The following is a 25,844-nucleotide window of genomic DNA, read 5'->3' on the forward strand; positions in this document are numbered from 1 at the left end:
GCGCCGATCCCGGGGCTGCCGCGCGCCGAGGCCCTGCTGCTGGCGGCCCGCGTGCGGCTGCGCCCGATCCTCATGACCACGCTGGCGATGATCTTCGGCATGGTGCCGCTGGCCTTCGCCGTGAGCGAAGGCTCCGAGCAGCGCGCGCCGATGGGCCAGGCCGTGATCGGCGGCGTCATCACCTCGTCGCTGCTGACGCTGGTGGTGGTGCCGGTCGTCTATTGCTACATGGACGACCTGGCCAACTGGGCTCGTCGCCGCTGGGCCGGCAAGCCGAAGGCGGTGGCCGAAGAAGCCGCCGGTCCGGCGCCTAAAATCGAAAGTTTGTCCTGAGTCCCCCGAGGAGAGACCCCATGAACCCCACCCCGACACTGGAGCGCCTGCGCTTCAACATGATCGAACAGCAGATCCGACCCTGGGACGTGCTCGATCTCGACATCCTCGACCTGCTGGCCCAGATCCGGCGCGAGGACTACGTGCCCGAGGCGCACCGCGCCCTGGCCTTCTTCGACATGGAGATCCCGCTCGAAGGCGCAAGCACGGCCAGGGAACCCGGCCAGCGCATGCTCTCGCCCAAGGTCGAGGCGCGCATGCTGCAGGACCTGCACATCCAGAAGCATGAAACCGTGCTCGAGATCGGCACCGGCTCCGGCTTCATGGCCGCCCTGCTGGCCCACCGCGCGGCCCAGGTGCTGACGCTGGAGATCGATCCCGGCCTGGCCGCCGGCGCCGCCCAGAAGCTGCGTCGCAATGGCGTGATGAACGTCGAGGTGCGCAACGCCGACGGCGCCACGCCGCTGGCCAGCGGCCCGACCTTCGACGTCATCGTGCTGAGCGGATCGGTGGCCCGCATTCCGCAAGGCCTGCTGGGCTCGCTGAACATGGGCGGCCGGCTGGCGGCCGTGGTCGGCGACGAACCCATGATGCGCGCCCATTTCGTGACCCGCACCGGCGAAGGCAAGTGGGACGTGCTTCAGCCGTGGGACACGGTCGCGCCGCGCCTGCTGAACTTCCCCGCGCCCTCGCGCTTCAACTTCTGAACCCCAACTCCTGTCTTTCATGATCGATCAAATCCGCCCGGCCGAGCTTGCCGACTGGTTCGCCAGGAACCCGAACGCGAGGCCGGTGGTGCTCGACGTGCGCGAGCCGTGGGAGCTCAAGACCGCGAGCGTGGTGCCACAGGGCTTCACGCTGGCGACGATCCCGATGAACGAGATCCCGGCGCGCGTCAGCGAACTCGACCCGGGCCAGCGCATCGCCTGCCTGTGCCACCACGGCGGGCGCAGCCAGCGCGTGGCCGCCTTCCTGGCGCAGAACGGTTTCGACGAGGTGGCGAACATCGCCGGCGGCATCGATGCCTGGTCTGCCCAGCAGGACCCGGCCATCCCCCGGTACTAGATGAAACACCCCCGAAGCGCCTGCGGCGCCTCCCCCTCAAGGGGGCGATACCAGCGGCCCGGCAAAGCCGGTTCCGCGGTATCTCTGGAATTGGGCTGCGCCGGTTTGATGCGTTGCGGGCAGCGCTGAGTTCTCGCCACCGAGTCATCAATTTTGAATCCCCAAGGACGCTTCATGCCCGTGCCCAGGCCACTTCCTCTTTCGGCAGCGCTCGCGACGGTGTTCGCAGCGGCTTTCGCGCTGCCGGCCCATGGCCAGAGCCTGATCGAACTCTACGACGCGGCACGCGGCTATGACGCCACCTACCAGGGGGCACGGGCGCAGTACGACGCCAACCTGGCACGGGCCGCGCAGGCCAAGGCCGGCATCCTGCCGGCGGTGGGGCTGTCGGGCAACGCCACGGCCACTCATCAGGAACTCTCGACCGACAACGCCTTTCTCAACCGCGGCATCCCGACGCAGGCCGCCGGCATCAACGCCACGCAGCCGCTCTACCGGCCCGCCAACTGGGCCGCCTACGAGCAGAGCAAGCGCCAGGTCACGATCGCCGAGGACGTCCTCAGGATCGCCGAGCAGGACCTCGTGGTCCGCGTGAGCCAGGCCTATTTCGATGTCCTGTCGAGCCAGGACAGCCTGGCCCTGGTGCGGGCGCAGAAGATCGGCGTGGCCGAGCAGCTCGCCTCGGCCAAGCGCAACTTCGAGGTCGGCACTTCGACCATCACCGACACGCGCGAGGCCCAGGCCCGCTACGACCTGGTCCTGGCCCAGGAGATCGCGGCCGAGAACGACCTGCAGGTCAAGAAGATCGTGCTCGACCAGTTGGTCGGCCGCCCCGGCACCCAGCCGATCCCGCTGGCCGCACCGGTGGCGCTGCCGACGGTGCTGCCGGCCGACATCAATGCCTGGGTCACCCAGGCCGAAGACGCGCATCCGGCCATCGACCAGGCACGGCTGGGCCTCGAAGTGGCGAAGCTCGAGGTCGACAAGGCCCAGGCCGGCCACAAGCCCACGCTCGATGCGCAGCTGGGCTACAACGTCACGAACAACCCGAACGGCACCACCACCAGCACGACCACCGGCAAGGTACGCGTGAACGCCGCGAGCATCGCGGTGGTGTTCAACATGCCGCTGTTCGCGGGCTTTGCAACCGAGAACCGCGTCAAGGAAACGCTGGCGCTCGAAGAGAACTCGCGCCAGACGCTGGAGTCGACGCGCCGCAGCGTCTCGCAGGCCACGCGCTCGGCCTACCTGGGGCTGATCTCGGGTGCGGGCCAGGTGAAGGCGCTGGAAGCTGCAGAGGCCTCCAGCCAGAGCGCACTCGACGCCAACCGGCTCGGCTACCAGGTGGGCGTGCGCATCAACATCGACGTGCTCAACTCCCAGGCCCAGCTGTTCCAGACCAAGCGCGACCTCGCGGTGGCGCGCTACAACGTGCTGGTGGGCAACCTCAAGCTGCGCCAGGCCAACGGCACGCTGAGCGCCGACGACTTGAACGCGATCAACGACACGCTCGCGATCGGCGGCCGCGCCAGCGTCCAGAGCGAGGCCTCGCCGACCCAGCCGTCGGCCGCCACGCGCAGCCCGGTGCCGGTGCCGCCCTCCTCGCTGCCGACGCCGGTGCCGTCGGCCATTCCCGTGATTCCGCCCGTGATCACGCCGCCCTTCAATCCCCAGCCGCCGACGATGCCGGTGCCGCCTCCGCCGCCCCAGATCGTCCTGCCTCCGCAGCCTGCGCGCTAGGCCGGCGCCGGGCCGCCCCAAGGCGGCCTGCGGCCCCCTCGGGGGGCAGCGACCACACGAAGTGAGGGAGCGTGGGGGCCCAGTCAGGCCGGCGCCGGGCCGCCCGCGCGGCGAAGTCCGCGCTTCGCGCTGACTGGCGGCCTGCTGACCCCCTCGGGGGGCAGCGACCCACGCGCAGCGGGGGAGCGTGGGGGCTCTCAAGCCTCCATCATGTCGCGGACCAGGCTCGTGAACGCAAGCGCCGCCGGCGACAGCGTGCGGTTGGCGAGCATCACGATGCTGTAGTGCGTCTGCATGCGGGTCAGCCGCTTGATCGGCAGCCGCAGCAGCGATTCGGTGCCGTGGTTGAGGCCCGCCGTGTCGGGCGCGAGGATCACCGCGCTGGCGGTCAGAGCCAGGTGCCTGAGCGTCCCCAGGTCGTCGCAGACGATGTTGAACACGGGGCGATCGATCCGCTTCACCTGCTTGTCGAAATGGGCGTTCACGCCCAACGGCAGGTTGGGACTGGCCACCGGATAGTCCATCGCCTGGTCGAGCGTCACCTCCCCGAGCGCCAGCAGCGGGTGCTTCGGCCGCACGAAGAAGGACACCGACACGTTGGGCAGCCGCTTCATCTGCAGCCCCGGCTGCTTCTTCAGGTCGCGCGTATCGGCGACGAACAGGTCGAGCTGGCGCCGGTGCAGCCGATCGCACAGTGAATTGGGATCGGCCACCTCGATGCGCACCACGAGCTGCGGATAGCGCTGCGTCATCAGCGACAGGGCCGGCCGGCCCAGCATGCCGGCGGCGAAGGGGCCGAGCCCCACCTGCAGGCTGCCGGTCGACAGGCCCTGCAGCAGCAGGACGTCGCGCCGCACCTGCGCGGCATCGGCCATGAGCTCCCTGGCGCGTGCCAGCACCAGCTCGCCCGCGGCGGTGAAGCGCACCTGGCCGTAGGCACGGTCGACCAACCGCGCCTGCAGGTCTTCCTCGAGCTTGTCGATGCTGCGCGACAGCGCCGGCTGCGACAGGTGCACCGCCTCGGCGGCGCGGCCGAAGCTGCCCTGCTCGGCGAGCGCGATCAGGTGCTGAAGCTGGCGCAGCTGCATTTTGCGCTCCAGTACAAATTGAAAGCCCTATTTTGCATTGGCTATCAGATTCTCCATTGCCCAGAATAGGCGCCATTCAAGCAATGAAGGAGACGCGATGAAGACGGCAATCAAGTGGCGGCTGGCCGGCCTCCTGCTGGCGGGCCTCGGCTGGCAGGCGCAGGCCCAGTCGCCGGACTATCCGCGCAAGGCCGTGACGATGGTCGTGCCCTATGCGGCCGGCGGCGGCACGGACGTGGTCGCGCGCTCGCTGGCCGAGCAGATGACGCGGCAGCTCGGCCAGCCGGTGATCATCGACAACAAGCCCGGCGCCGGCGGCATCCTCGGCACCACGGCGGTGGCCAAGGCGGCGCCGGACGGCTACACGGTGCTGGTCGGGCTCACGCAGTCGCTCCTGACCAACCAGTTCCTCTACGAGAAGCTGCCCTACGACCCGCACAAGGAACTGGCCCTGGTGACGCAGATCGCCACCGCGCCGCTGATGCTGCTGGTGCCGGCGGCGTCGCGGATCCAGAACGTCGCCGACCTGCAGCGCGAGATGCGCGGCTCGGCCGCCGGCGGCAACTGCGGCTCGTGGGGTGCGGGCTCGTACCCGCACCTGGCCTGCGCGCACATGGCGCAGTCCTGGAAGGCCGGCATCACGCACATCGCCTACAAGGGCGAGGCGCCGATGCTGCAGGACCTGGTCGGCGGCCAGCTCAGCTTCACCTTCGCGAGCATCGTCTCGGCCAAGCCCTACCTCGACGGCGGCAAGCTGCGCGCGCTCGCGATCACCGGCGAGCAGCGCATGCTCCAGATGCCGAACCTGCCGACCTTCGCCGAGGCGGGCTTCGCCGATGCCGAGTACCGGATGTCGGGCTGGCTCGCGCTGGCCGTGCCGCAGGGCACGCCGAAGCCGGTGGTCGCGCGGCTGCAGCAGGCCGCGCAGCAGGCGCTGGCCTCGCCCGAGCTGGTCAAGCGCTTCGAGATGCTGGGCATGGCGCCGATGGGCAGCACGCCGGAGCAGTTCCACCAGAGCTACGACGCCGCCTGGCCGGTGTGGGAGCGGCTTGTCAAAGTCTCGGGCGCCAGATTGGACTGACCCTCAGGTTGGCTCACTTCGTGTAGCCGCCCACCCCCTTCCAGGGGGCAATACCAGCGGCCCGGCAAAGCCGGTTCCGCGGTATTCCCCGCATTGCGGAGCCCTTCACTTGGACCTTGAGACAACGATGCAGACGACCAACGCTTTCCTCGACGACGTCGAGCTCGAAGACCCCACCACCCGCGGCTTCGTCGCGACCTGGCCGAACGCCGAGATCCGCGACGCCGCCGGGCGCGTCGTCTGGACCCTGGCCGGCTACGAGTTCCTCGAAGCCGAAGAACCGGCGCCGACGGTACACCCCGGTCTCTGGCAGCAGGCCCGCCGCAACATGACGCACGGCCTGTTCGAAGTGTGCGAGCGCATCTACCAGGTGCGCGGCTTCGACCTCGCCAACATGACGATCGTCGAGGGCGAGCGCGGCGTCATCCTCATCGACCCGCTGACCTGCGCCGAGACCGCGGCGGCGGCGCTCAGGCTGTACCGCGAGCAGCGCGGCGACCGGCCCGTCACGGCCGTGATCTACAGCCACAGCCATGTCGACCATTTCGGAGGCGTGCGCGGCGTCATCGACGAGCAGGAGGCGATTCGCCTGGGCGTGCCGATCATCGCGCCGGCCGGCTTCCTCTGGCACACCGTGGCCGAGAACATGATCGCCGGCAATGCGATGTCGCGGCGCTCGCAGTTCCAGTTCGGCCACACGCTGCAGCGTGGCGTCTGCGGCCAGGTCGACTGCGGCCTCGGCAAGAGCCTGCCGCACGGCACCGTGACCCTGATCCCGCCCACCCGCACGATCGAGAAGGAGCGCGAACGCCACGTGGTCGACGGCGTCGAGATCGTCTTCGCGCTGGCCCCCGAGAGCGAGGCGCCATCGGAGATGTTCTTCTTCTTTCCGCAGCTGCGGGCGCTGAACCTCGCCGAGCTGGGCCAGCACACCATGCACAACCTGTGTCCGCTGCGCGGCGCCCAGGTGCGCGATGCGCGCCTGTGGTCGCGCTACCTCGACGAGGCGCTGCACGAGTTCGCGCCGCATTCGGACGTGGTCTTCGCGCAGCACAACTGGCCCACCTGGGGCAACGACACGCTGACGCGCTTCATCGCCCAGCAACGCGACCTCTACAAATACGTGCACGACCAGACCGTGCGGCTCATGAACAAGGGGCAGACCGCGATCGAGATCGCGGAAGCGCTGCGGCTGCCGCCCGAGCTGGTCGACGTCGAGCATGCGCAGGGCTACTACGGCACGCTGGTGCACAACGTCAAGGCCGTGGTGCAGCACTACCTGGGCTGGTACGACGGCAACCCGTCGCGGCTGCATGCGCTGCCGCCGGTCGAGGCCGGCACGCGCTACGTGGCCTACATGGGCGGTGCTGCCGCGCTGCTCGAACGCGCGCAGGCCGACTTCCAGCGCGGCGAGCACCGCTGGGTCGCCGAGGTCACGAGCCATCTGGTGTTCGCCGAGCCCGGCAACCAGGCCGCGCGCGCGCTCTGTGCGGCGTCGCTCGAGGCGCTGGGCTTCGCCAGCGAATCGGCGACCTGGCGCAACGCCTACCTGCTGGCGGCGCGCGAGCTGCGCCTGGGCGTGCCGGCGGCGAAGCGCCGCAGCCTGAGCTACGACCTGCTGAAGGCGGTGCCGATGGAGATGTTCCTCGACTGCCTGGCGATCCGGCTGGTCGCCGAACGCGCGAGCGGCCACCACCTGGGCCTCGCCTGGCACATCGTCGACGCCGGCGAGTCCTGGATGCTGACGCTGGCCAACGCCGCCCTGACCTACCGGCGCTGCGAGCCCGGCGCCGCCGCCGACGCCTCCATCGCGGTGAGCCGCGACCGGCTCGCCGGCCTGCTCGCCGATGAGTCCGGCATCGCGGCCGCGATCGCGAGCGGCATCGAGGCCGGCCAGATCGCGGTGGAGGGCGAGGCGTCGCGGGTCTACGCGCTGCTCGGCATGCTCGACGAGTTCGAACCGATGTTCAACGTCGTCGAACCCTGAGACCGCGGGCGGCAGGCCGCTACTTGGCCAGCTCGCTCAGGTTCACCGGCTTGATCTTGCCGCCTTCGACGGTGGCGACCAGCGGGTCGACGATGGTGCCGCCGACGGCATCGACGCCCTTGAACTCGCCGGCGTTGGTTTCCTTCGCCATCTTGGTGAGCGCCTCGCCGATCTTGGCGCGGATCGCGGCCGCATCGGTGGTGGTGCCGGCGAGCTTCATGGCGCTGGCCAGCGCGTGCGTCAGCGTGTAGTTGTAGGAAGACTCGGTGGTCGGGTCCTTGTCGGCGCCATAGGCCTTGCGGTAGGCCGCGGCGAATGTCTTCGGGCCGACCCGTTCGTCATACGAGACCGGCAATACGCCGATCGAACCCTCGAGCGGCGCCAGGCCACCGGTGACCTTCGCCATCTCGTCCAGCTTGGCCTGGTCCATGATCAGGAAGCCGCCCTTGAAGCCCAGTTCGCGCGCCTGCTTGACCACCAGCGCGGTCGGCTCCGACGGGCCGCCGACGAACAGCACGTCGGGCTTCTCGGCCAGCACGCGGCTCACGCCGCTGTAGAAGTCGGCCGAGCGGTTGTAGGACATCGGGTTGTTGGAGGCGATCGTGCCGCCGGCCTTTTCCCAGGCCGGGCCGAAGAGCTGGGTCCAGTTCTTGGCGTACTCGTGGTCGCCCGGCAGCATGCCGACCTTCTTGCCGAACTTCTTCATCTCGTAGCTCGTGAAGGGCTCGATGTAGGAGTTGAAGGTCGGCGGGATGCGGATCGTGAGCTTGTTGCCGGTCTCGGTGATCTTCGGCGTGCTCGAGTACGCCATCACGATGAACTTCTCCTGCTCGTTGAAGGCCTGCATCGCGTAGATGCCGCCCGAGTGCGGCACGAACACCGCCGGGCTCTGGTACTGCTGCACCAGGCGCCGGGCGTTGATCGCGGCCTCGGCCGGCGCGTACTTGTCGTCCAGCGCCACCAGCTCGAGCTTGACCTTCTTGCCGGCGACCTCGAGGCCCGCGGCGTTGATCTCCTTGATGGCCATCTCCATGCCGTTGACCACGTTCTTGCCGTACAGCGCGGCGCCGCCGCTCAAGGGGCCGGTGAAGCCGATCTTGACGGTGTCCTGCGCGAATGCGGCGCCGGCGCCGAAGGCAGCCGCGAGCGCGGCGACGAGGGGCAAGGCGTTTCTTTTCATACGGGTGTCTCCAGGTGGTTGAACGATGCAATGAAGGGATGGGTTCTGATCGGTTGAGGACAGAGCAAGGTCTCAGGCTCCGATATAAGCGGCGCGCACCGCCTCGTTGTGCAGCAGCGAGTCGCGGTCGCCTTCGAGCGCGATGTGGCCGCGCTCGATCACGTAGGCGCGGTGCGCGATGGCCAGCGCCGAGTACGCGTTCTGCTCGGCCAGCAGCACCGTGGTGCCGGCCTGGTTGATGCGCTGGATGACCTCGAACACCTGCTTGACGATCAGCGGCGCGAGGCCCAGCGAGGGCTCGTCGAGCAGCAGCAGCTTCGGCCGGCCGAGCAAGGCGCGGCCGATCGCCACCATCTGCTGCTGGCCGCCCGAGAGCGAGCCGGCCGGATGGTCCTGCTTCTGCGCGAGGACCGGGAAGAGCTCGAACACCTCGTCGAGCGAGCGCTGGATGCCGGCCGTGTCGCGCCGGTGCACGTAGGCGCCGAGCACGAGGTTCTTCTTCACCGACATCATCGGGAACAGCTTGCGGCCCTCGGGACAATGCACCAGCCCCGAGGCGACGATCTGCGCCGGCCGCTGGCCGACCAGCTCGCGCTCGCCGAAGCGGATGCTGCCGGCGCTCGGCTTGTGGATGCCGCTGGCGGCCATGAAGATCGAGGTCTTGCCGGCGCCGTTGGCGCCCAGCAGCACCACCAGCTCGCCCGGTGCCGCGTGCAGCGTCACGCCGGAGAGCGCGCGGAAGCTGCCGTAGTGCAGGTCGACGCCGTCAAACCGCAACATGGTCGGCTCCCAGGTAGGCTTCGATCACCTGCGGGTCGCGCCGGATCTGCTCCGGCGTGCCTTCGGCGATCTTGGCGCCGTTGTTGAGCACGACGATCTTGTCGGCCAGTCGCATGATCATGTCCATCTTGTGCTCGATCAGGCAGACCGTCTTGCCGTGGTCCACCAGCTTGCGGATCAGGACCGCGAGGCCCACGGTCTCCTCGGGGTTCACGCCGCCGGCCGGCTCGTCGAGCAGCAGCAACTCCGGGTCGGTGGCCAGCGCCAGCGCGAAGGCGACGCGCTTGCGCTCCTCCTGCGTGATGTCGGCCGCGATGCGGTGGGCGACATGCGACAGGCCGACGAAATCGAGCGCCTCCTGCGCCCTGTCGCGGCACAGGCGCTCTTCCTGCTGCAGCCGGCGCGTGTTGGCGAGCACGTCCCACAGGCCCGACTTCGTGCGCAGGCGGTGGCCGACGATCAGGTTGTCGAGCACGGTGGCGTGGTCGAACAGGTGGGTGGTCTGGAAGGTGCGCGCGATGCCCAGCCGCGCCACGTGATCGGGCCGCATGCCGGTCACGTCCTGGCCGTTGAAGCGGATGCGCCCCGAGCTCGGCTTGTGCGTGCCCGCCACCAGGTTGAAGAAGGTGGTCTTGCCGGCGCCGTTGGGTCCGATGATGGCGCTCACCTGGCCCCGTTCGAAGCGGGTCGACACGTTGTCGACCGCGGTGAGCCCGAAGAACTGCTTGGTCAGCGATTCGATTTCAAGCATGGGTCTGCGCCTCCTGGGCGACCGCGCCCGTGCGGTCCGCCTGGGCCGCCTTCGCCGCATCCGCGCGCTGGGCCCGGCGCTTGAGCCAGGTGCCGACGATGCCGTCCGGCAGGAAGATGATCAGGGCGATCAGCACCGGGCCGAACACCACCATGCGGTAGTCCTGCAGGAACTGAAGGCTCTGCGTGAGCCAGGTGACCAGGAAGGTGCCGAGCAGCGGCCCGAGCAGCGTGCCGATGCCGCCGACCAGCACGAACATGACGAGGTCGAAGGTCACGGCTTCGCTCGCCAGGTCGGGGCCGAGGAAGCGCACCTGGCCCGCGTACAGCGCGCCGGCGAAGCCGGCATAGACCACCGACAGCACGAAGGACAGCGTCTTGGTGCGCATCAGGTCGATGCCCAGCGCCTCGGCCAGGTCGTCGCTGTTGCGCACCGCCATGAAGCTGCGGCCCAGCAGCGAGCGCACGATGCGCGCCATGATCCAGAGCCCGAGCGCCAGGAAGGCCAGCACCAGGTAGTACTGCGACAGCGGCGTGCCGAACTGCAGCGGCCCGATGCCGGTCGGCGCCGGGATGCCCATGATGCCGACCGGCCCGTGGGTCAGGCTCTCCCACTTCTCGATCAGCAGGAACATGATGTAGCTCACGCACAGCGTGAAGATCGAGAAGTAATGGCCCTTGAGCCGCAGCGACAGCAGGCCGATGAAGAAGCCCAGCACCGCGGTCACCAGGCCGGCCGCCATGAAGGCGATCCAGAACGGCACCTGGTGGTCGACCGTCAGGATGCCCACCGTGTAGGCGCCGACCGCCATGAAGGCGCCGTGCGCCAGATTGAACTGCCCGGTGTAGCCGGTGATGAGGTTCAGCCCCAGCGCGGCGATTGCCATGATGAAGGCCTGCGTCGCCACCGAGATCAGGTAGTTGTTCTGCGCGAACAGCGGGAACACGAGCGCCGCCGCGGCCAGCAGGGCCCAGCCGGTCTTTCCTTGGAGCCAGTTCATCAGCGCGCTCCTTTCGCGGTGAACAGGCCCTGCGGGCGGAACGACAGGATCACCACCAGCAGCACGAAGGCGATGATGTCCTTGTAGTCGGTCGAGAAGTAGAAGCCGCCGAAGCTCTCGGCCATGCCGATGATCAACCCGCCGACGATGGCCCCCGGGAAGCTGCCCATGCCGCCCAGGATGATGATCACGAAGGCCTTGGTGATCACCAGGTTGCCCATCGCCGGGTACACCAGGTTGATCGGCGCATAGAGCACCGCGGCGACCGCGGCCAGCGCACCCGAGATCGCGAACACCAGCAGCGTCACGCGCGTGGCGTCGATGCCGACGAGCGCGGCGCCGTCGCGGTTCTGCGCCATCGCGATGATGGTCGAGCCGATCACCGTGTGGTTCAGGAACAGGTGCAGCAGCACCATGAGGCCGAAGGCGCCGGCGATGATCAGCAGCCGCTGCAGGGGCGCCGTGAGGCCGAAGACCTCGACGACCTGCCCGTAGGGCGTGGGCATGCGGTGGAAGTCGGCCCCGAACAGGGCCTGCGCACCGGCCTCGAGGAACAGCAGCACGCCGATGGCCGCGATCATGTCGTGCAGTTCCGGCGCGTTGCGCAGCGGGTGGAACACCAGCCGCTGCGTCAGCATCGAGATCGCCGCCACGATGGCCGCCGCGCCGGCCATCGCCAGCCAGTAGTTGAGGCCCAGCTTGGCCATCAGGTAGTAGCCTGCGAAGGCGCCCGACATGTAGAACGCGCCATGGGCGAAGTTCGGCACGTGCAGGATGCCGTAGACCAGCGTCAGGCCCAGCGCCACCAGGCTGTAGACGCCCCCGACGGTGAGGCCGTTCAGGAGTTGCTGAAAGAACATTTCCACATGATTCCTCGGTGTGACCCAGGCGATGCAGCCGCGGCGGCATCGAACGCGCCGGGCCATTGTGGAAGGGAGTCCGATGACGCCGACTAAGGTTTCTCCGGGGTCCGCGTCGCCTTGGAGACTCGCGCTCCTACCCGGCGGTAGGGTGCAGAATGCGGCGCCAGGAGGCTTCCATGACACGCACCATTGCCGACAAACGCACCGACTTTCGCGCCCTCCACGCCAAGGGCTTCTTCGTGCTGCCCAATCCCTGGGACGTGGGCAGCGCGCGCTATCTCGAAGGCCTGGGATTCAAGGCGCTGGCGACCACCAGTTCGGGTTGTGCCTGGTCGCAGGGCCGGCCCGACGGCGCCCTCTCGCGCGACGCGGTGCTGGCCCATCTGCGGGACATCGTGGCGGCGACCGACCTGCCCGTGAACGCCGACTTCGAGAGCGGTTTCGGCGCCGATCCGCAAGGCGTTGCAGAGAGCGTCCGGATGGCGGCGGCCACCGGCGTGGCGGGGCTGTCGATCGAGGACTCGACCGGCGACCCCGCCCATCCGCTGCATGACATCGACGTCGCGGTCGCGCGCATGCGCGCCGCGCGCGCGGCCATCGACGAGGCCGGCGGCGATGTCCTGCTGGTGGGGCGGGCGGAGAACTTCTTCGCCGGACGCCCCGACCTGGACGACGCCATCGCCCGCCTGAAGGCCTATGCGGAAGCCGGCGCCGATTGCCTCTACGCGCCGGGCATTCGCACGCGCGAACAGATCGCCGCCGTGGTGGCCGCGGTGGCGCCGAAGCCGGTCAACCTGCTGGTCGGAGCGGCCAGCGACTTCACGCTGCAGGACATCGAGGCGCTCGGCGTGCGCAGGGTCAGCGTCGGCGGCGCCATGGCGCGCTCGGCCTGGGGCGGGTTCATTCGGGCCGCGCGCGGCATCGCCGAGCAGGGGCGCTTCGACGGCTTCGCCGACGCCGCATCCGGCAACGAACTCAACGCGTTCTTCAAGACCGCGGACCGGCAGCCTTGAGGCGAAGGGCCTGCCGCGCCCTTCAGCATTCAGGCGGGATGCCGATAAGGTTCTCATGAACACCTACCCGACCTCCAGCCAGGCGACCGGCGTCGCCCGCACGCTGAGCAAGCGCTTTCCCGGCACCATCGTGGTCTACCAGACCTCCGAGCGGGAGTTCGTGACGGCCCGTTCCAACGACCGGGTCAGCGGCCTGGTCCAGGGCCTCTACCGCGACGGCTACCTGCTGCCGCCGCCCCATCGGCCGGAATCGCTCAGGCGCTGATTTCCACCCGATTGCGGTGTGCCTTGCGCGATCCAAGAGACGCGGCTGAAACTCGAAAGGGGCGTTCGGGGTTCGGCGCGCGTGCCGAGGCCACCGACGGACGCGCCACTGGAGTCGTTCGCGCTTTCTGATTCACCGCCCCTTGACACCCGATACGGGTGAAAGGTGGTCAAATGACGACGCTCCCGCGGAGGCGAATTCGATATGGATGCCTTGTCCGAGGTCTTGAAGATCCTGCAGTTCAACAGCGCGATCTTCTTCAACGCCAGATTCACCGCACCCTGGTGTTTTGCTTCGCCGGAAGCGGACGCGGTGGCCAAGCAGATCAATGCGGGATCCGAGCGCCTGCTGTTCTACCATTTCTTCGTGGACGGTTCGTGCACCGTGAAGCTCGACGGCATGCCGCCGCTGGACCTGCAAGCCGGCGACATCATCCTGTTTCCGCATGGCGATGCCCACACGATGGCCTCGTCAGGGCGGGCCGGGCCCGGGCCGCTGCTCGACGTGCGTGCGCTGTTGCGCGAGCGGCCCGACGAACTGCAGCTGGGCGGCGGCGGCGAGCCGACCCGCTTCATCTGCGGCTATCTGTCATGCGATCCGATCCTTTGCCGACCGGTCCTGGCGGCGCTGCCCAGGGTGTTGACGGTCAGGCTCAGGAACGACGAAAAGACCGACTGGGTGGAGCGTTCCTTTGTCTACGCGGTGGCGGAGGCCGCTTCCACGCAACCCGGTGGCGAAGGCGTGCTGGCCAAATTGTCCGAGGTGCTGGTGGTCGAGACATTGCGCCGATACATTTCCCAGATGCCCGAGGGCCAGACCGGTTGGCTCGCGGGCTTGCGCGATCGCACCGTCGGCAAGTGCCTCGCCCTCATGCACGAGAAGCCGGCGAGTCAGTGGACGCTCGAGAGCCTTGCACGCGAGGCCGGAACATCACGGTCGGTTCTCGCCGAGAAATTCACTCACTTCGTCGGACAACCCCCCATCCAATATCTCGGCAAGTGGCGCATGGCGCTCGCGTCGAACCTGCTGCGACGCAGCGCCTTGAGCATGATGCACATCGCGCTGGAAGTCGGCTATGAAACCGATACCGCCTTCAGCCGCGCCTTCAGGCGCGAATTCGGCATGTCCCCGGCATCCTGGCGCCGCGAGCACAACCTCAAGGGTCCGTCTGAACTCAACGACCGAAAGCGATCCATGCGATCAGCGCACCGAAGCTGAGGAACTGAACGAAGAACAACGTGAAGCGCACCGACACCACCCGATCCGTCTGGGCCAAGCAGACGTGGACCAGCGACTGGGGGATCCGCGCCGCCAGGATGACCACGCACAGCGCATCCACCGCGGGATCGGCGATGCCGAAGGCGCGCAACGCAAAGACCAGTACCGCGAACACCGGCAGGTTCTCGACGCAGTTCGCATGCGCGCGCATGGCGCGCACGTACCAGTCCTGCCCCTCGACATGATCGGCCCGGAAATCGCCCATTCCCGCCCGACCGCGGAAGACCCGGCTCAACCGGTAGGCGCCCACGGTCGTGAGCAGGAGGATCAGGGTCCAGGCGGCGAAGCCCATCAGCATCAATTCCGGCAGCATCTCGGTCTCCTGTTGTGGACCCTGATGGGCATGGCGACGCCCTACTGGGGAAGCGCCGCGGACGATGGCGTGGGCATCGCGTAGAGCAGCGGCCCGAGCGCATCCGTCACCCTGGCAACCTGCCGGTCATCGAGAACGCTGAAGAGCACCTTCTGGAAGCGCGGCGCCGTCACGCCCGACACGATGTACTGCCAGCGATACGCCTTCAGGATCCCCTCGCCGATGGCGGTTCGTTGCGCATCGGCGTAGTGCTTGCCCGCCATCGACTCGAAGTAGGTCGCATCGGCGCGCGCCTGAGCCTGGAGAATGCCGTCGACCGCCACGACCAGGTCGATCAGGTCGCCGACGGCCGCGTCGCGTTCGGCGGCGTTCAGGCGCGCGTCCTCGCGAAGGAACTCGAGTTCGTCCAGCACGGCGTGCTGCGACTCCTCTTTCCAGTGGGCCAGGAAGACGTCTTTCCACAGTTCGCACAGGTCGTCCCGCGGTTCGATGCTGGCGCGATAGTGAGCCAGCGTGAAGAGCTCGATGTCCAGAGTCAGCGCAAGGACCGACCAGCTGCTCTTGCTCAGCACGGCTGTCGCGACGGCATTGGGATCGGCCGTTGCCACGTATCCCGCCGGCATGTCGGCGGCCATCATCGTTTCCATGCGCCGGAACAACTCCTGGTGCTTCAGTTCCTCGTCGGCCATGCGGACCAGGGCCTCGAGGGCCATTTGGTCGCCGAGCGCGTGCTGCCGGCTGATCTCGAGCACCTTGGCGCCGATGAAGCGCTCCACCAGGCCGAAGATGTAGGCGTAGCTTCGACCCTGCACCTGGCTCAGCAGACGCTGGGCATCGGGCGTCATGAAATCCAGCTCGTTCACCAGCGACAGGCCGGCCGGCAGGAACGTCTTCTCGAAATCGAATCGCCGGCCACGGATGACGTCGTTGTCGATGTCCCAGCGGATGCGTTTGGAATTCGCGATGACCTTCGAGTACTGGTTCGCGGAGGTGACGGTTTCCATGATGGCCTCTTTCAAAGTCGTTGAAGGAGCCTCCATGATCGAAGCGCGACGTGAAGCAAGTCGGGCCACGCGTCCGCAAATCTTGCCCGTTGATCCGGGCGCGCCGGTGCCAAGTCCGCGCCGGACCCATCGCACACCGTCGGCGTGAGCCCGCCCCGATGCCCCACAGTCCCGCGGTGATTCAGCCCTACTCCAGCCGCGGCTCCGCCCGCTCCTCGCCGACCGGCGAGGCGGCCTCCGCGATCGCCAGCAGCGCGGTCGCGGTGCGCTCGGCCGCACCTCGGTTCGCGTTGGCGAAGGCCAGCGCGGCTTGCGCCATCGCCTCGCGGCGCTCGGGGTTCTCGGTCAGCTTGAGCGCCGCCGTCACCGCGTGTTCCATGTCGGCAACGCGCTGCGAGGCGCCGGCCGCGAGCGAGAGTTCGGCGGCTTCGGCGAAATTGAAGGTGGACGGTCCCATGATCACCGGGCAGCCGCAGGCGGCGGCCTCGATCAGGTTCTGCCCGCCCAGCGGCTCGAAGCTGCCGCCCAGCAGCGCGACATCGGCCAGGCCGTAGTAGAGCGCCATCTCGCCCAGCGAATCGCCGAGCCAGATCTCGGCTTCGGTCGGCGCCCCCGCGGCACTGCGGCGCGCGACCGCGAAGCCGTGCGATTCGACCAGCGCCGCGACCTCGTCGAAGCGCTGCGGATGCCGCGGCACGATCATCCACTGCACATCGTGCACGCGCCGCGCGATCGACTGGATCGCCTCCTGTTCGGGCGGCACCGGCGCCAGGGCGCCGAAGCGCTTGAGCACCTCGAGCAATTGCCGCTCCTCGCCGTCGCGCGAGCTCGCGAAGACCACGATCGGCCGCGGCAGCTGCGTGCGCAGCTTGGCCGCCGCGTTGAGCTGCCGCAGATCCGGCGTGGCATCGAACTTGAGGTTGCCGAACACGCCCGAGACCTTGGCACCCAGCGACACCAGGCGATGCGAATCGGCTTCGGTCTGGGCCCACACGGCCGCCAGCGCCGAGTAGGCGGGCCGCGCCAGCCAGGCGAGCCGCTCGGCCCCGGCCAGCGACTTCTCGTTCAGGCGCGCGTTGGCCAGCACCAGCGGAATGCCGCGCTCGGTACAGGCGGCGGTCATCTCGGGCCAGACCTCGGTTTCCATCAGCACGCCGATGCGCGGGCGAAAGCGATCGAGGAAGCGCGCCACCGCACCCGGCGCGTCCCACGGCTGCCAGACCTGCAGGTCGCCGGGCTCCAGCAGCTTGGCGCCCTCCTCGCGGCCGGTCGCCGTGCCGTTGGTGAGCAGGATCGGAATGCCCGGGTATTGCCGGCGCAGCTCGGTGATCAGGATGCCGGCGGCGCGCGCCTCGCCGAGCGAGACCGCATGGATCCAGCACCAGCCGGTGCCGACCGCCGCCTCGTCGTAGTGGCCGAAGCGCTCCTCGACCGCATGGGCATAGCCCGGTTCGGCCACGGCGCGGCGGCGCAGCTTGCGCCGTACCAGCGGCTGGGCCAGGGTGGTGAAGGCGCCGTAGAGGCGCAAGAGCAGGGAACGCACGTTGTCCGTATCGATGTCAGTTCGTCATCAGGTGATCGCATGACCCACGACGCATGAAACCGGCGCAGCCAAAGGCCAGGAACACCGCGGAACCGGCTTTGCCGGGCCGCTGGTGTTGCCCCCTTGAGGGGGCGGCGCCGCAAGGCGCTTCGGGGGTGAGCGTCATCTCAGTGCGCGGCCGCCGCGAGTTTCGCATCGGGCTTGGCGCTGCGCAGCAGCGCCAGCATCTCGCCCTCGATGCGATGCAGCGCGGCCTCGGTCTGGCCTTCGAAGCGCAGCACCAGCACCGGCGTGGTGTTCGATGCGCGAACCAGGCCGAAGCCGTCGGGCCAGTCGACCCGCACGCCGTCGATGGTCGAGACCCGCGCCGGCGGCGCGAACTTCGCGCTCTCGACCAGTTGGGCGACCACGGCGTGGGGCTCGCCCTCGGCGCAGGCGACGTTGAGTTCGGGCGTCGAGAAGCTGGTCGGCAAGGCATTGAGCACATCGCTCGCATTCGGGCTCTTGCTGAGGATCTCGAGCAGGCGGCAGCCGGCATAGGTGCCGTCGTCGAAGCCGAACCAGCGCTCCTTGAAGAAGATGTGGCCGCTCATCTCGCCGCCCAGCGGCGAGTCGATCTCCTTCATCTTGGCCTTGATCAGCGAATGCCCGGTCTTGTAGATCAGCGGCTTGCCGCCCGCGGCCTCGATCGCCGGGCCCAGGCGCTGCGAGCACTTGACGTCGTACACGATGGTGCCGCCCGGCACCCGCGACAGCACGTCCTGCGCGAACAGCATCATCTGGCGGTCGGGATAGATGTTGCTGCCGTCCTTCGTGACGATGCCCAGGCGGTCGCCGTCGCCGTCGAAGGCCAGGCCCAGTTCGGCATCGCCCGACTGCAGCGCGGCGATCAGGTCCTTCAGGTTCTCGGGCTTGCTCGGATCGGGATGGTGGTTGGGGAATTCGCCGTCGACCTCGCTGAACAGCTCGGTCACTTCGCAGCCGATGGCGCGCAGGATGGCGGGGGCCGAGGCGCCCGCGATGCCGTTGCCGGAATCGACCACGATCTTCAGCGGCCGCGCCAGCTTGATGTCGCCGACGATGCGCTGCGTGTAGGCCTCGGTCACATCGACCTTGCGCACGCTGCCGCCGGGCGCGAGTTTCGCGCTGCCGGCTTCCATGACCCGGCGCAGGTCCTGGATCTCGTCGCCGTAGATCGCGCGGCCGGCCAGCACCATCTTGAAGCCGTTGTAGTCTTTCGGGTTGTGGCTGCCGGTGACCTGGATGCCGCTGCGGCACAGCGTGTGCGCCGCGAAATACAGCATCGGCGTGGTGACCGCGCCGACGTCGATCACCTCGATGCCGGTGGCAACCAGGCCTTCGATCAGCGCCTCGACCAGTGCCGGCCCCGACAGCCGGCCGTCGCGGCCGACGGCCACCGCCTTCTCGCCCGCCGCGCGCGCGGCGCTGCCGAAGGCCCTGCCGAGCGCTTCGGCGACTTTCGCGTCGAGCGTGGCGGGCACCACGCCGCGAATGTCGTAGGCCTTGAAGATCGATGCGCTGAGCTGCATGAAAGCTATCCCCTGAAAGTTCCAAAAACGTAGAACATTGTAGGCATGCCCTCAGGGAGCCAGATGTCCGGAAATGGCTACTCTTGCACAGGTGCGGCCGTATCATCGTTGCATGCCAGCCGCCCCCGCCTTCACCGCCGGACTCGAAAGCGACGCCTGCTACCTGGCCCTGAAGGCCCACGACGCACGCTTCGACGGCTCCTTCTTCACCGGCGTGACCTCCACCGGCATCTACTGCCGTCCGGTCTGCCGCGTCAAGCTGCCGCGGCGCGAGAACTGCTGCTTTTTCCGCCACGCGGCGCAGGCCGAGGCCGCGGGCTTCCGGCCCTGCCTGCGCTGCCGGCCCGAACTGGCGCCGCGGGCCGCGAGCTGGTCGACCGAGGATGCCTCGCGCATCCTGGCGCTGCAGGCCGCGCGCCTGATCGACGAGCCCGATGCCTGGAGCGATGACGGGCCCGGCGCGGCCCGTATCGCCGAGCGGCTCGGCGTCAGCGACCGCCACCTGCGCCGCATCTTCGAAAGCCAGTTCGGCGTCTCGCCGCTGCAGTACCTGCAGACGCGCCGCCTGCTGGCCGCCAAGCAGCTGATCGCCGACACCCGGCTGCCGATGACGCAGGTCGCGCTGGCCAGCGGCTTTGCGAGTGTGCGCCGCTTCAACGCCGCCTTCCTCACGCACTACGGCCTGAATCCGAGCGCCCTGCGCCGCGCCGGCGCCGCGAGCGGCGGCCGCGAGGGCGAATCGGTCGACGTGCGGCTGGGCTTTCGTCCGCCCTACGACAGCCAGGCGATGCTGGGATTCTTCGCTCGCCGGGCGCTGCGCGGCGTCGAGCTGTCGACCGACCCGGGCGGCAGGCCGCAGCTCGCGCGCACACTGCGCGTGACGCAGGGCGGCCGCAGCCTCGCGGGTTGGCTGCAGCTGCGCTTCGACCCCGCGCGCGAGCAGCTCCTGCTGCGCGTGGGCGATTCGCTCGCCGCGGTGCTGCCGACCGTGATCAGCCGCGTGCGCGCAATGCTCGACCTGGACGCCGAGCCGATGGCGATCAACAGCGCGCTGCATGCCAGCTTCCCCGACGGCGACGGGCTGCGCGTGCCGGGCACGGTCGACGGCTTCGAGCTCGCGGTGCGCGCCGTGCTGGGCCAGCAGATCACGGTGGCCGCGGCACGCACGCTGGGCTCGCGGCTGGTCGAGGCCTTCGGCGAGCCGATCGCGACGCCGATCGATGGGCTGGACCGCCTGTTCCCGACGCCCGCGGCCATCGCCGGCGCCAGCAGCGATGCACTGGGCCGGCTCGGCATCGTGCGCCAGCGGCAGGCCGCGCTGCTGGCCGTGGCGCACGAGGTGCTCGGAGGCCGGCTCACGCTGCACGCCGGCGCCGACGTCCCCGCCACCCTCGCGGCGCTGCAGGCGCTGCCCGGCATCGGCGACTGGACCGCCCAGTACATCGCGATGCGCGCGCTGCGCTGGCCCGACGCCTTCCCGGCCGGCGACGTGGCGCTGCAGAAAGCGCTCGGCGTCGGTTCGGCGCGCGCCGCGGCCGAGGCCTCGCTGGCCTGGCGCCCCTGGCGCGGCTATGCCGTGCTGCGCGCCTGGCAGCGTCCCGCTCCCTCCCCGACGGTCGACGCGACCGCCGATTCCCGAACCCGCACCGGCGCCATCGCCTGAATGCCATGAAGTTCAAGACCGCGACGCTCTACAGCACCCACATCGACAGCCCGCTCGGCGGCATCACGCTGGCCGCCACCGACCAGGGCCTGGCCGGCGCCTGGTTCGACCGCCAGCGCCACTGGCCCGACATGAGCGGCTGGCAGACCGACCCTGCGCACCCGGTGCTGCGCGAAGCCGCGGCACAGCTGGGCGACTACTTCGCCGGCCGGCGCGAACACTTCGACCTGCCGCTGGACCTGTCCCACGGCACCGCGTTCCAGCAGTCGGTGTGGCAGGCGCTGCTCGCCATCCCGGCCGGCCAGACCACCAGCTACGGCGCCTTGAGCGCCGGCGTCGGCAATCCGGCCGCGGTGCGCGCGGTGGGCGCGGCGGTCGGGCGCAACCCGATCAGCGTGATCGTGCCCTGTCACCGCGTGCTCGGCGCCGACGGCTCCCTGACCGGCTATGCCGGCGGGCTCGATCGCAAGGCGGCGCTGCTGGAACTGGAAGGCGCGCTGTGAGCGAAGGCGAATGCAGCGCAGCCGCGCCCGAGCGATCCACGACGGCCTCGCCTGCCCCTTCCGCCAGCCGGGCCTGGCTGTTCGACCTGGTGCTGCTCGGCGCGCTGTGGGGCTCTTCGTTCCTCTTCATGCGCATCGGCGCGGCCGAGTTCGGCGCCCTCCCGACCGCCGCGGTGCGGGTCGCGATCGCGATGCTGTTCCTGCTGCCGCTGCTGTTCCTGCGCGGCCAGTGGTCCGCCTTCAGGCAGCACTGGAAGCCCGCGCTGGGCATCGGCATCCTGAATTCCGGCCTGCCCTTCGCTTTCTTCTCGTTCGCCCTGCTGACCATCAACAGCGGCCTCGCGGCGGTCCTCAACGCCACGGTGCCGATGTTCGGCGCCCTGGTCGCCTGGGCCTGGTTCAAGGACCGGCCCGACCGCTCGCGCATCCTCGGCCTGGTGATCGGCTTCGCCGGCGTGGCAATGCTGGCCGGGCGCAGCGCCGGCTTCCATTCGGGCGCGGACGAGAGCGCCGCGCTCTGGGCCATCGGGGCCTGCCTGGCGGCCTGCATCTGCTATGCCTTCTCGGCCAACCTGACGCGCAAGCACCTGGCCGGCGTGCCGGCGATGGCGACCGCGACCGGCAGCCAGATCGGCGCCACCCTGGCGCTGGCGCTGCCCGCCGCCTGGCTGTGGCCCGCCCAGATGCCCAGCCTGAAGGCCTGGCTGGCGCTGGTGGCGGTGGGCACCGCCTGCACCGGCCTGGCCTACATCCTGTTCTTCCGGCTGATCGAGCGGGCCGGACCGGCGCGCGCGCTCACCGTGACCTTCCTGGTGCCGGTGTTCGCGCTGTTCTACGGCGCGGTGTTCCTGGGCGAGCAGATCACGCAGTGGATGCTGATCTGCGCGGTGGTGATCGTCTGCGGCGTCGCGCTATCGACAGGACTGGTCAAGCTGGGCCGCCGCGGCACCGCTGCCGGCTGAGCCGCCACCCGGACTGCCCTGCATCGAGGACGCCACGACATTGATGGACAGCGCGAGCACCAGCATGTTGAAGGCGAAGGACAGCACGCCGTGCACCAGCGTGATGCGCCGCATCTCGCGCGAGGTGACCTGCACGTCGGACACCTGCGAGGTCATGCCGACCACGAAGGAGTGATAGAGGAAGTCGAAGTAGTCCGGCTCCAGCTTGCCCGGGAACTTGAGCCCCGGTCCCTGCGGCCTGGGCTCCATTTCCGCCTGGTAGAAGCGGTGCGCGTAATGAAAGGCATAGATCGTGTGGATCATGAGCCACGAGCCCGTGAGCGCCACGAGGCCGAGCGCGACGTGGCCGATGCGCTGCGCGCCGCACAACTGCGGCACCCGCTGCAGCAACATCGCGATCACCACCATGCTGACGCCGATCACGCTCACCATGATGGCCAGGATCAGCGCATTCGGCTGGTCCTGGGACTGGGCGCGCGAACGGGTGCGCTCGGCATTGCAGGTCTCGGCCAGCCACCAGGCAGGCAACAGGTAGACAGCGGCCCCGCTGCACCAGCCAAGCAGTCCGCGCGCCACGCCGTCGAGCGGCCCGGGCAGCAGCCCGAGGCCAAAGGCAACGCCCAGGCCGACCACGGCGCCGAACAGCAGCCGCAGCCAGCCGGGCGTCTGGAGGAATCGGGACCGCATGGGGCGACTTTAGCCGGTCGCCGCGCAACTGATCCGATCGATTCGCGTCACACTGCGCCTGTTCTTTTCATCACCGATCGCCGACAGTCGATGGTTAAAAAAATTTCGCCACGCATGAAACCTCTCCGCCTCCTGCAGACCCTGCTGCTCGCCGCCTGGAGCCTGGCAGCACCGGCCGCCCCGGCGCCGATGCACGTCCCCGACACCATCGAGCAGCGCGCCGCCGCCTGCATCGCCTGCCACGGGCGCGAGGGCGCCAGCATCGACGGCGGCTACTTCCCTCGCCTGTCGGGCAAGCCCGAGGGCTATCTGTTCAATCAGCTGCAGAGCTTCCGGGACGGCCGCCGCTTCAACTCCGACATGTCGCACATGGTGCAGCACCTGTCGGACGCCTACCTGAGCGAACTCGCGGCCTATTTCGCCGGCCTCGAGCTGCCGTATCCGCCGGTTCGCGCCACCACCGATGCCACGCCCGAGATGCTGGCGCGCGGCAAGACGCTGGTGTTCCAGGGCGATGCGGCGCGCGGCATTCCGGCCTGCGCCCAATGCCACGGCCAGGCGCTCACGGGCGTTCAGCCGGGCATTCCGGGGCTGGTCGGCCTGCCGCGCCTCTATCTGTCCTCCCAGCTCGGTGCCTGGCTCACCAACGATCGCCACGCGCGGGCGCCCGACTGCATGGCCGAGGTGGGCAAGAAACTCACCACCGCCGACATCAACGCCGTGACCAGCTGGCTGGCGCTGCAGCCCGTGCCCGCGGACACCCGTCCCTTGGCCGCGCTGCCCGGCCCGCTGCCCACGCCCTGCAGCGCAATGAACCGCTGATCCGCCATGCGACGCTTCTTCTATTTCCTGGCCTCCCTGGCCATCCTCGTGCTGCTGGCCGCCGTGGCCATCGTGGCGCTCAACCTGCGCGGCGAGGACACGCTGCCCGACATCGCGGCAACGCCCGTCACCCCGACCGCGGCGCAGATCGAGCGCGGCCGCTACCTGGCGCTGGCGGGCAACTGCGCCGGCTGCCACACGACGCGCGGCGGCGCCGCGTACGCGGGTGGCGTCGGCATCGAGACGCCCTTCGGCACCGTGTTCTCGGGCAATCTCACGCCGGATCCGAAGGCCGGCATCGGCAGCTGGAGCCCGGCGCACTTCTGGCGCGCCATGCACAACGGCCGCTCGAAGGACGGGCGGCTGCTCTACCCGGCCTTTCCGTACCCGAGCTTCACGCGCGTGACGCGCGAGGATTCGGACGCGATCTTCGCCTACCTGCAGAGCATTCCGCCGGCACCGGCGCCCAACCTTGCGCACAAGCTGCGCTTCCCCTACGACACCCAGGCCGCGTTGGCGGTCTGGCGCGCGCTGTCGTTCGCGCCGGGCACCTTCGTCCCCGAGCCGGCCAAGCCGGCCGAATGGAACCGCGGCGCCTACCTGGTCGAGGGCCTCGGCCACTGCATCGCCTGCCACGGCACGCGCAACGTGCTCGGCGCCACCGAAGAGAAACTCGGCCTGTCGGGCGGGCTGATCCCGGTCGAGAACTGGTATGCGCCCTCGCTGACCTCGCGGCGGGAAGCCGGCGTCGCCGACTGGGACCCGCACGACATCGTGGCGCTGCTGAAGACCGGCCACTCGCCGCGCGGCTCGGTCATGGGCCCAATGGCCGACGTGGTGTTCCGCAGCACCCAGTTCCTGGACCCGGCCGACCTGCACGCCATGGCGCTGTACCTGAAGGCGCTGCCGGAAGCGGACCCGCCGCCGGCCACACCGGCCGCGCCGTCCGTGCGCCGCGACGCCCGCGTGATGGAACGCGGCGCGAAGATCTACGACCAGCGTTGCGCCTACTGCCACGGCGACGTGGGCCAGGGCGCCCAGGACGCCTATCCCGCGCTCGCCGGCAACCGGGCCGTGCTGATGGATTCCACGGCCAACCTGATCCAGATCGTGCGCCACGGCGGCTTCCTGCCCGCCACCGCAGGCAATCCGCGTCCCTACGGCATGCCGCCTTTCAATCAGGTGCTCGACGACAGCGACGTCGCGGCCGTGCTGACCTTCGTGCGCGCCTCCTGGGGCAACGACGCGCCGGCGCTCTCGGCGCGCGACATGATGCGCCGGTGACGCGGCGCCTTCAGAACGAGCCGGGAGGCGGATTCGCGAAGCGGCGCAAGCGACCGATGGGCGCCATGATCCGGGACAGGGAAGCAAGCCCCGCGCCGATCGCCCTGCCGATCGGCGCCTTGATCCCGTCCGAAACGGCGGACTCGCCCGGGTAGGCCGGCGACAGCCCGCAACTGCGCAACACGCGGTTGAGCTGGTGCACGCGCGCCGCCTTGCGCGTGGCCGAGGTATAGAAGGTCACTCCGATCGAGATCGCGACGCCGTCGCCCGGCTTGGTCCAGTCGGGATCCGAGCGCGTCATGTGCGGCGACGTGCTCGGGAAGTAGATGCCGTCCCCCGCCTGGGTGTCGAACTGGTGGCTGCGCGACCTGAACTCTTCCTTGAGCCGGACGTTTCGCAGCGAACCGCTGACGATGAAGTCCTCCACCTCGGGCGCCGGCACCACGACCCGGTCGGTCGCTTCCCAGACGTTCATGACCTTGCAACCGCGCAACTGCAGCCAGAAGTTGTTCTCGCGGTCGATATGGAACGGCGTCACCGACGGCGGGGCGGAAATGAAGATGAAGCCGGTCACCAGGAAGATGCCCGGCTGCTCGCGCTCGACGATCTCGCGCATGGGGTCCAGGATGCCGTCGAGCAGGGCCTGGTAGCGCGGAACGGCTTCGACATCGTAGAGCGCGATCCACGAACCCGGCTCCTCGATGCGCCTGAAGACGTCCTCGATGCCGCGCCCGTCGGGGTGCTCGCTGGCGTGCGCGAAGGCAGATGCCTGCGTCACGCCCTGCCTGACGAAGCGGCACTGCTTCAAGGGCATCAACTCCTTGGCCAACGCCTCGAGTTCAGGCAGCTGAAACAGCGGATGCCGGTGGTAGTTGTGGTGGAACCTGCCCACCTTGCGGGTCGTGAAGCCGGCAGGGTCGTCCACCCATATGCGGCAGTCGGTGGTCGTGGACATCATCTGTTCGATCTCGCTCGCACCCATGGCAGGCATCTCCTTACCCAGCGCAGCATAAACCATGTAACAACAAATTACTAACTTTCGACCGAGGTATGGCGAACGGACGGCGCGCACGGAACGCGCTTGACCCT

The 25,844-nt window shown here is 69.1% G+C and carries 26 protein-coding genes; 14 read left to right on the forward strand and 12 right to left on the reverse strand.

What is annotated here, in order from left to right; translation table 11 throughout:
• From AC1D2O_RS30325 to AC1D2O_RS30340, 4 genes are all read left to right on the forward strand, one after another.
• The coding region (locus tag AC1D2O_RS30325; protein ID WP_478158411.1) for an efflux RND transporter permease subunit at positions 1–333 on the forward strand (333 nt) is incomplete at its 5' end.
• A 20-nt stretch (positions 334–353) separates the two neighbouring features.
• Positions 354–1,040, forward strand: a complete 687-nt coding sequence (locus AC1D2O_RS30330; protein ID WP_478094037.1) for a protein-L-isoaspartate O-methyltransferase family protein — start codon at positions 354–356, stop codon at positions 1,038–1,040.
• A 19-nt stretch (positions 1,041–1,059) separates the two neighbouring features.
• On the forward strand, positions 1,060–1,398 hold the full coding sequence (locus AC1D2O_RS30335; protein WP_478094035.1) for a rhodanese-like domain-containing protein: 339 nt from the start codon (positions 1,060–1,062) through the stop codon (positions 1,396–1,398).
• A gap of 174 nt (positions 1,399–1,572) precedes the next feature.
• A complete protein-coding gene (locus AC1D2O_RS30340) occupies positions 1,573–3,138 on the forward strand; it encodes a TolC family outer membrane protein (RefSeq protein WP_478158412.1) in 1,566 nt (521 codons plus the stop codon).
• Between the two features lie 197 nt (positions 3,139–3,335).
• Here the strand turns inward: AC1D2O_RS30340 and AC1D2O_RS30345 are convergent, their stop codons facing one another.
• Complete coding sequence (locus tag AC1D2O_RS30345; RefSeq protein WP_478158413.1) at positions 3,336–4,226, reverse strand: LysR family transcriptional regulator; 891 nt, start codon at positions 4,224–4,226, stop codon at positions 3,336–3,338.
• Positions 4,227–4,323: 97 nt separating this feature from the next.
• Between AC1D2O_RS30345 and AC1D2O_RS30350 the strand changes: the two genes are divergently transcribed.
• Both AC1D2O_RS30350 and AC1D2O_RS30355 read left to right on the forward strand, forming a co-directional pair.
• Entirely contained in the window at positions 4,324–5,307 is a 984-nt protein-coding gene (locus AC1D2O_RS30350) for a Bug family tripartite tricarboxylate transporter substrate binding protein (protein WP_478086165.1), read from the forward strand.
• Between the two features lie 127 nt (positions 5,308–5,434).
• Positions 5,435–7,294 (forward strand): alkyl/aryl-sulfatase, encoded by a 1,860-nt coding sequence (locus AC1D2O_RS30355; protein ID WP_478086166.1) that lies wholly within the window; start codon positions 5,435–5,437, stop codon positions 7,292–7,294.
• Positions 7,295–7,313: 19 nt separating this feature from the next.
• Here the strand turns inward: AC1D2O_RS30355 and AC1D2O_RS30360 are convergent, their stop codons facing one another.
• The 5 genes from AC1D2O_RS30360 to AC1D2O_RS30380 all read right to left on the reverse strand — a co-directional run bounded on the left by AC1D2O_RS30360 (position 7,314) and on the right by AC1D2O_RS30380 (position 11,871).
• Positions 7,314–8,474 carry an ABC transporter substrate-binding protein gene (locus AC1D2O_RS30360; RefSeq protein ID WP_478086168.1) on the reverse strand — a complete coding sequence of 387 codons (1,161 nt, stop codon included), beginning with the start codon at positions 8,472–8,474 and terminating at the stop codon, positions 7,314–7,316.
• A gap of 72 nt (positions 8,475–8,546) precedes the next feature.
• Complete coding sequence (locus tag AC1D2O_RS30365; RefSeq protein ID WP_478086169.1) at positions 8,547–9,254, reverse strand: ABC transporter ATP-binding protein; 708 nt, start codon at positions 9,252–9,254, stop codon at positions 8,547–8,549.
• Positions 9,241–10,005, reverse strand: a complete 765-nt coding sequence (locus tag AC1D2O_RS30370) for an ABC transporter ATP-binding protein (protein ID WP_478086170.1) — start codon at positions 10,003–10,005, stop codon at positions 9,241–9,243. Before AC1D2O_RS30370 ends, AC1D2O_RS30365 begins: the two co-directional genes overlap by 14 nt.
• Positions 9,998–11,005 carry a branched-chain amino acid ABC transporter permease gene (locus AC1D2O_RS30375; protein WP_478086171.1) on the reverse strand — a complete coding sequence of 336 codons (1,008 nt, stop codon included), beginning with the start codon at positions 11,003–11,005 and terminating at the stop codon, positions 9,998–10,000. Before AC1D2O_RS30375 ends, AC1D2O_RS30370 begins: the two co-directional genes overlap by 8 nt.
• A complete protein-coding gene (locus AC1D2O_RS30380; RefSeq protein ID WP_478086173.1) occupies positions 11,005–11,871 on the reverse strand; it encodes a branched-chain amino acid ABC transporter permease in 867 nt (288 codons plus the stop codon). Before AC1D2O_RS30380 ends, AC1D2O_RS30375 begins: the two co-directional genes overlap by 1 nt.
• 173 nt (positions 11,872–12,044) lie before the next feature.
• On the opposite strand from AC1D2O_RS30380, the gene AC1D2O_RS30385 reads away from it, so the two are divergent.
• The 3 genes from AC1D2O_RS30385 to AC1D2O_RS30395 all read left to right on the forward strand — a co-directional run bounded on the left by AC1D2O_RS30385 (position 12,045) and on the right by AC1D2O_RS30395 (position 14,364).
• Entirely contained in the window at positions 12,045–12,881 is an 837-nt protein-coding gene (locus AC1D2O_RS30385) for an isocitrate lyase/PEP mutase family protein (protein ID WP_478086174.1), read from the forward strand.
• Between the two features lie 55 nt (positions 12,882–12,936).
• Positions 12,937–13,146 carry a hypothetical protein gene (locus AC1D2O_RS30390; protein ID WP_478086175.1) on the forward strand — a complete coding sequence of 70 codons (210 nt, stop codon included), beginning with the start codon at positions 12,937–12,939 and terminating at the stop codon, positions 13,144–13,146.
• Positions 13,147–13,350: 204 nt separating this feature from the next.
• A complete protein-coding gene (locus tag AC1D2O_RS30395; protein WP_478086177.1) occupies positions 13,351–14,364 on the forward strand; it encodes an AraC family transcriptional regulator in 1,014 nt (337 codons plus the stop codon).
• Here the strand turns inward: AC1D2O_RS30395 and AC1D2O_RS30400 are convergent.
• From AC1D2O_RS30400 to AC1D2O_RS30415, 4 genes are all read right to left on the reverse strand, one after another.
• Entirely contained in the window at positions 14,321–14,737 is a 417-nt protein-coding gene (locus AC1D2O_RS30400; RefSeq protein ID WP_478086178.1) for an MAPEG family protein, read from the reverse strand. The genes AC1D2O_RS30395 and AC1D2O_RS30400 overlap by 44 nt on opposite strands.
• Positions 14,738–14,778: 41 nt before the next feature.
• On the reverse strand, positions 14,779–15,741 hold the full coding sequence (locus AC1D2O_RS30405; RefSeq protein WP_478086180.1) for a hypothetical protein: 963 nt from the start codon (positions 15,739–15,741) through the stop codon (positions 14,779–14,781).
• 187 nt (positions 15,742–15,928) lie between these two features.
• A complete protein-coding gene (locus tag AC1D2O_RS30410) occupies positions 15,929–17,284 on the reverse strand; it encodes a 3-deoxy-D-manno-octulosonic acid transferase (protein ID WP_478086182.1) in 1,356 nt (451 codons plus the stop codon).
• Between the two features lie 167 nt (positions 17,285–17,451).
• Entirely contained in the window at positions 17,452–18,834 is a 1,383-nt protein-coding gene (locus AC1D2O_RS30415; protein ID WP_478086184.1) for a phosphomannomutase/phosphoglucomutase, read from the reverse strand.
• Positions 18,835–18,946: 112 nt separating this feature from the next.
• On the opposite strand from AC1D2O_RS30415, the gene AC1D2O_RS30420 reads away from it, so the two are divergent.
• The 3 genes from AC1D2O_RS30420 to AC1D2O_RS30430 are packed head-to-tail and all read left to right on the forward strand — an operon-like array spanning position 18,947 to position 21,962.
• A complete protein-coding gene (locus tag AC1D2O_RS30420) occupies positions 18,947–20,497 on the forward strand; it encodes a DNA-3-methyladenine glycosylase 2 family protein (protein ID WP_478158414.1) in 1,551 nt (516 codons plus the stop codon).
• Positions 20,498–20,502: 5 nt separating this feature from the next.
• Positions 20,503–21,000, forward strand: coding sequence for a methylated-DNA--[protein]-cysteine S-methyltransferase (locus AC1D2O_RS30425; protein ID WP_478086187.1), 498 nt, complete (start codon positions 20,503–20,505; stop codon positions 20,998–21,000).
• Positions 20,997–21,962, forward strand: coding sequence for a DMT family transporter (locus tag AC1D2O_RS30430; protein ID WP_478086189.1), 966 nt, complete (start codon positions 20,997–20,999; stop codon positions 21,960–21,962). Before AC1D2O_RS30425 ends, AC1D2O_RS30430 begins: the two co-directional genes overlap by 4 nt.
• On the opposite strand, the gene AC1D2O_RS30435 is transcribed toward AC1D2O_RS30430, so the two are convergent.
• Complete coding sequence (locus tag AC1D2O_RS30435; protein ID WP_478086191.1) at positions 21,912–22,649, reverse strand: DUF1345 domain-containing protein; 738 nt, start codon at positions 22,647–22,649, stop codon at positions 21,912–21,914. The two genes, AC1D2O_RS30430 and AC1D2O_RS30435, sit on opposite strands and share 51 nt — an antisense overlap.
• Before the next feature lie 114 nt (positions 22,650–22,763).
• Here AC1D2O_RS30435 and AC1D2O_RS30440 point away from each other — a divergent pair, with 114 nt between their 5' ends.
• Positions 22,764–23,471: a c-type cytochrome gene (locus AC1D2O_RS30440; protein ID WP_478086192.1), complete on the forward strand. Its 708-nt coding sequence runs from the start codon at positions 22,764–22,766 to the stop codon at positions 23,469–23,471.
• Positions 23,472–23,477: 6 nt separating this feature from the next.
• A complete protein-coding gene (locus AC1D2O_RS30445; RefSeq protein WP_478086193.1) occupies positions 23,478–24,755 on the forward strand; it encodes a c-type cytochrome in 1,278 nt (425 codons plus the stop codon).
• Between the two features lie 10 nt (positions 24,756–24,765).
• On the opposite strand, the gene AC1D2O_RS30450 is transcribed toward AC1D2O_RS30445, so the two are convergent.
• Positions 24,766–25,737, reverse strand: coding sequence for a JmjC domain-containing protein (locus AC1D2O_RS30450; protein WP_478086195.1), 972 nt, complete (start codon positions 25,735–25,737; stop codon positions 24,766–24,768).
• Between the last annotated feature and the right edge of the window lie 107 nt (positions 25,738–25,844).

It is taken from the genome of Variovorax sp. P1_G12 (assembly GCF_056405555.1).

Bases quoted from the DNA above. Each gene is read 5' to 3' on its own strand.
- AC1D2O_RS30330 (WP_478094037.1), top strand. From the start codon at position 354: ATGAACCCCACCCCGACACTGGAGCGCCTGCGCTTCAACATGATCGAA.
- AC1D2O_RS30335 (WP_478094035.1), top strand. From the start codon at position 1,060: ATGATCGATCAAATCCGCCCGGCCGAGCTTGCCGACTGGTTCGCCAGG.
- AC1D2O_RS30340 (WP_478158412.1), top strand. From the start codon at position 1,573: ATGCCCGTGCCCAGGCCACTTCCTCTTTCGGCAGCGCTCGCGACGGTG.
- AC1D2O_RS30345 (WP_478158413.1), bottom strand. From the start codon at position 4,226: ATGCAGCTGCGCCAGCTTCAGCACCTGATCGCGCTCGCCGAGCAGGGC.
- AC1D2O_RS30350 (WP_478086165.1), top strand. From the start codon at position 4,324: ATGAAGACGGCAATCAAGTGGCGGCTGGCCGGCCTCCTGCTGGCGGGC.
- AC1D2O_RS30355 (WP_478086166.1), top strand. From the start codon at position 5,435: ATGCAGACGACCAACGCTTTCCTCGACGACGTCGAGCTCGAAGACCCC.
- AC1D2O_RS30360 (WP_478086168.1), bottom strand. From the start codon at position 8,474: ATGAAAAGAAACGCCTTGCCCCTCGTCGCCGCGCTCGCGGCTGCCTTC.
- AC1D2O_RS30365 (WP_478086169.1), bottom strand. From the start codon at position 9,254: ATGTTGCGGTTTGACGGCGTCGACCTGCACTACGGCAGCTTCCGCGCG.
- AC1D2O_RS30370 (WP_478086170.1), bottom strand. From the start codon at position 10,005: ATGCTTGAAATCGAATCGCTGACCAAGCAGTTCTTCGGGCTCACCGCG.
- AC1D2O_RS30375 (WP_478086171.1), bottom strand. From the start codon at position 11,005: ATGAACTGGCTCCAAGGAAAGACCGGCTGGGCCCTGCTGGCCGCGGCG.
- AC1D2O_RS30385 (WP_478086174.1), top strand. From the start codon at position 12,045: ATGACACGCACCATTGCCGACAAACGCACCGACTTTCGCGCCCTCCAC.
- AC1D2O_RS30390 (WP_478086175.1), top strand. From the start codon at position 12,937: ATGAACACCTACCCGACCTCCAGCCAGGCGACCGGCGTCGCCCGCACG.
- AC1D2O_RS30395 (WP_478086177.1), top strand. From the start codon at position 13,351: ATGGATGCCTTGTCCGAGGTCTTGAAGATCCTGCAGTTCAACAGCGCG.
- AC1D2O_RS30400 (WP_478086178.1), bottom strand. From the start codon at position 14,737: ATGCTGCCGGAATTGATGCTGATGGGCTTCGCCGCCTGGACCCTGATC.
- AC1D2O_RS30405 (WP_478086180.1), bottom strand. From the start codon at position 15,741: ATGGAAACCGTCACCTCCGCGAACCAGTACTCGAAGGTCATCGCGAAT.
- AC1D2O_RS30415 (WP_478086184.1), bottom strand. From the start codon at position 18,834: ATGCAGCTCAGCGCATCGATCTTCAAGGCCTACGACATTCGCGGCGTG.
- AC1D2O_RS30420 (WP_478158414.1), top strand. From the start codon at position 18,947: ATGCCAGCCGCCCCCGCCTTCACCGCCGGACTCGAAAGCGACGCCTGC.
- AC1D2O_RS30425 (WP_478086187.1), top strand. From the start codon at position 20,503: ATGAAGTTCAAGACCGCGACGCTCTACAGCACCCACATCGACAGCCCG.
- AC1D2O_RS30435 (WP_478086191.1), bottom strand. From the start codon at position 22,649: ATGCGGTCCCGATTCCTCCAGACGCCCGGCTGGCTGCGGCTGCTGTTC.
- AC1D2O_RS30440 (WP_478086192.1), top strand. From the start codon at position 22,764: ATGAAACCTCTCCGCCTCCTGCAGACCCTGCTGCTCGCCGCCTGGAGC.
- AC1D2O_RS30445 (WP_478086193.1), top strand. From the start codon at position 23,478: ATGCGACGCTTCTTCTATTTCCTGGCCTCCCTGGCCATCCTCGTGCTG.
- AC1D2O_RS30450 (WP_478086195.1), bottom strand. From the start codon at position 25,737: ATGGGTGCGAGCGAGATCGAACAGATGATGTCCACGACCACCGACTGC.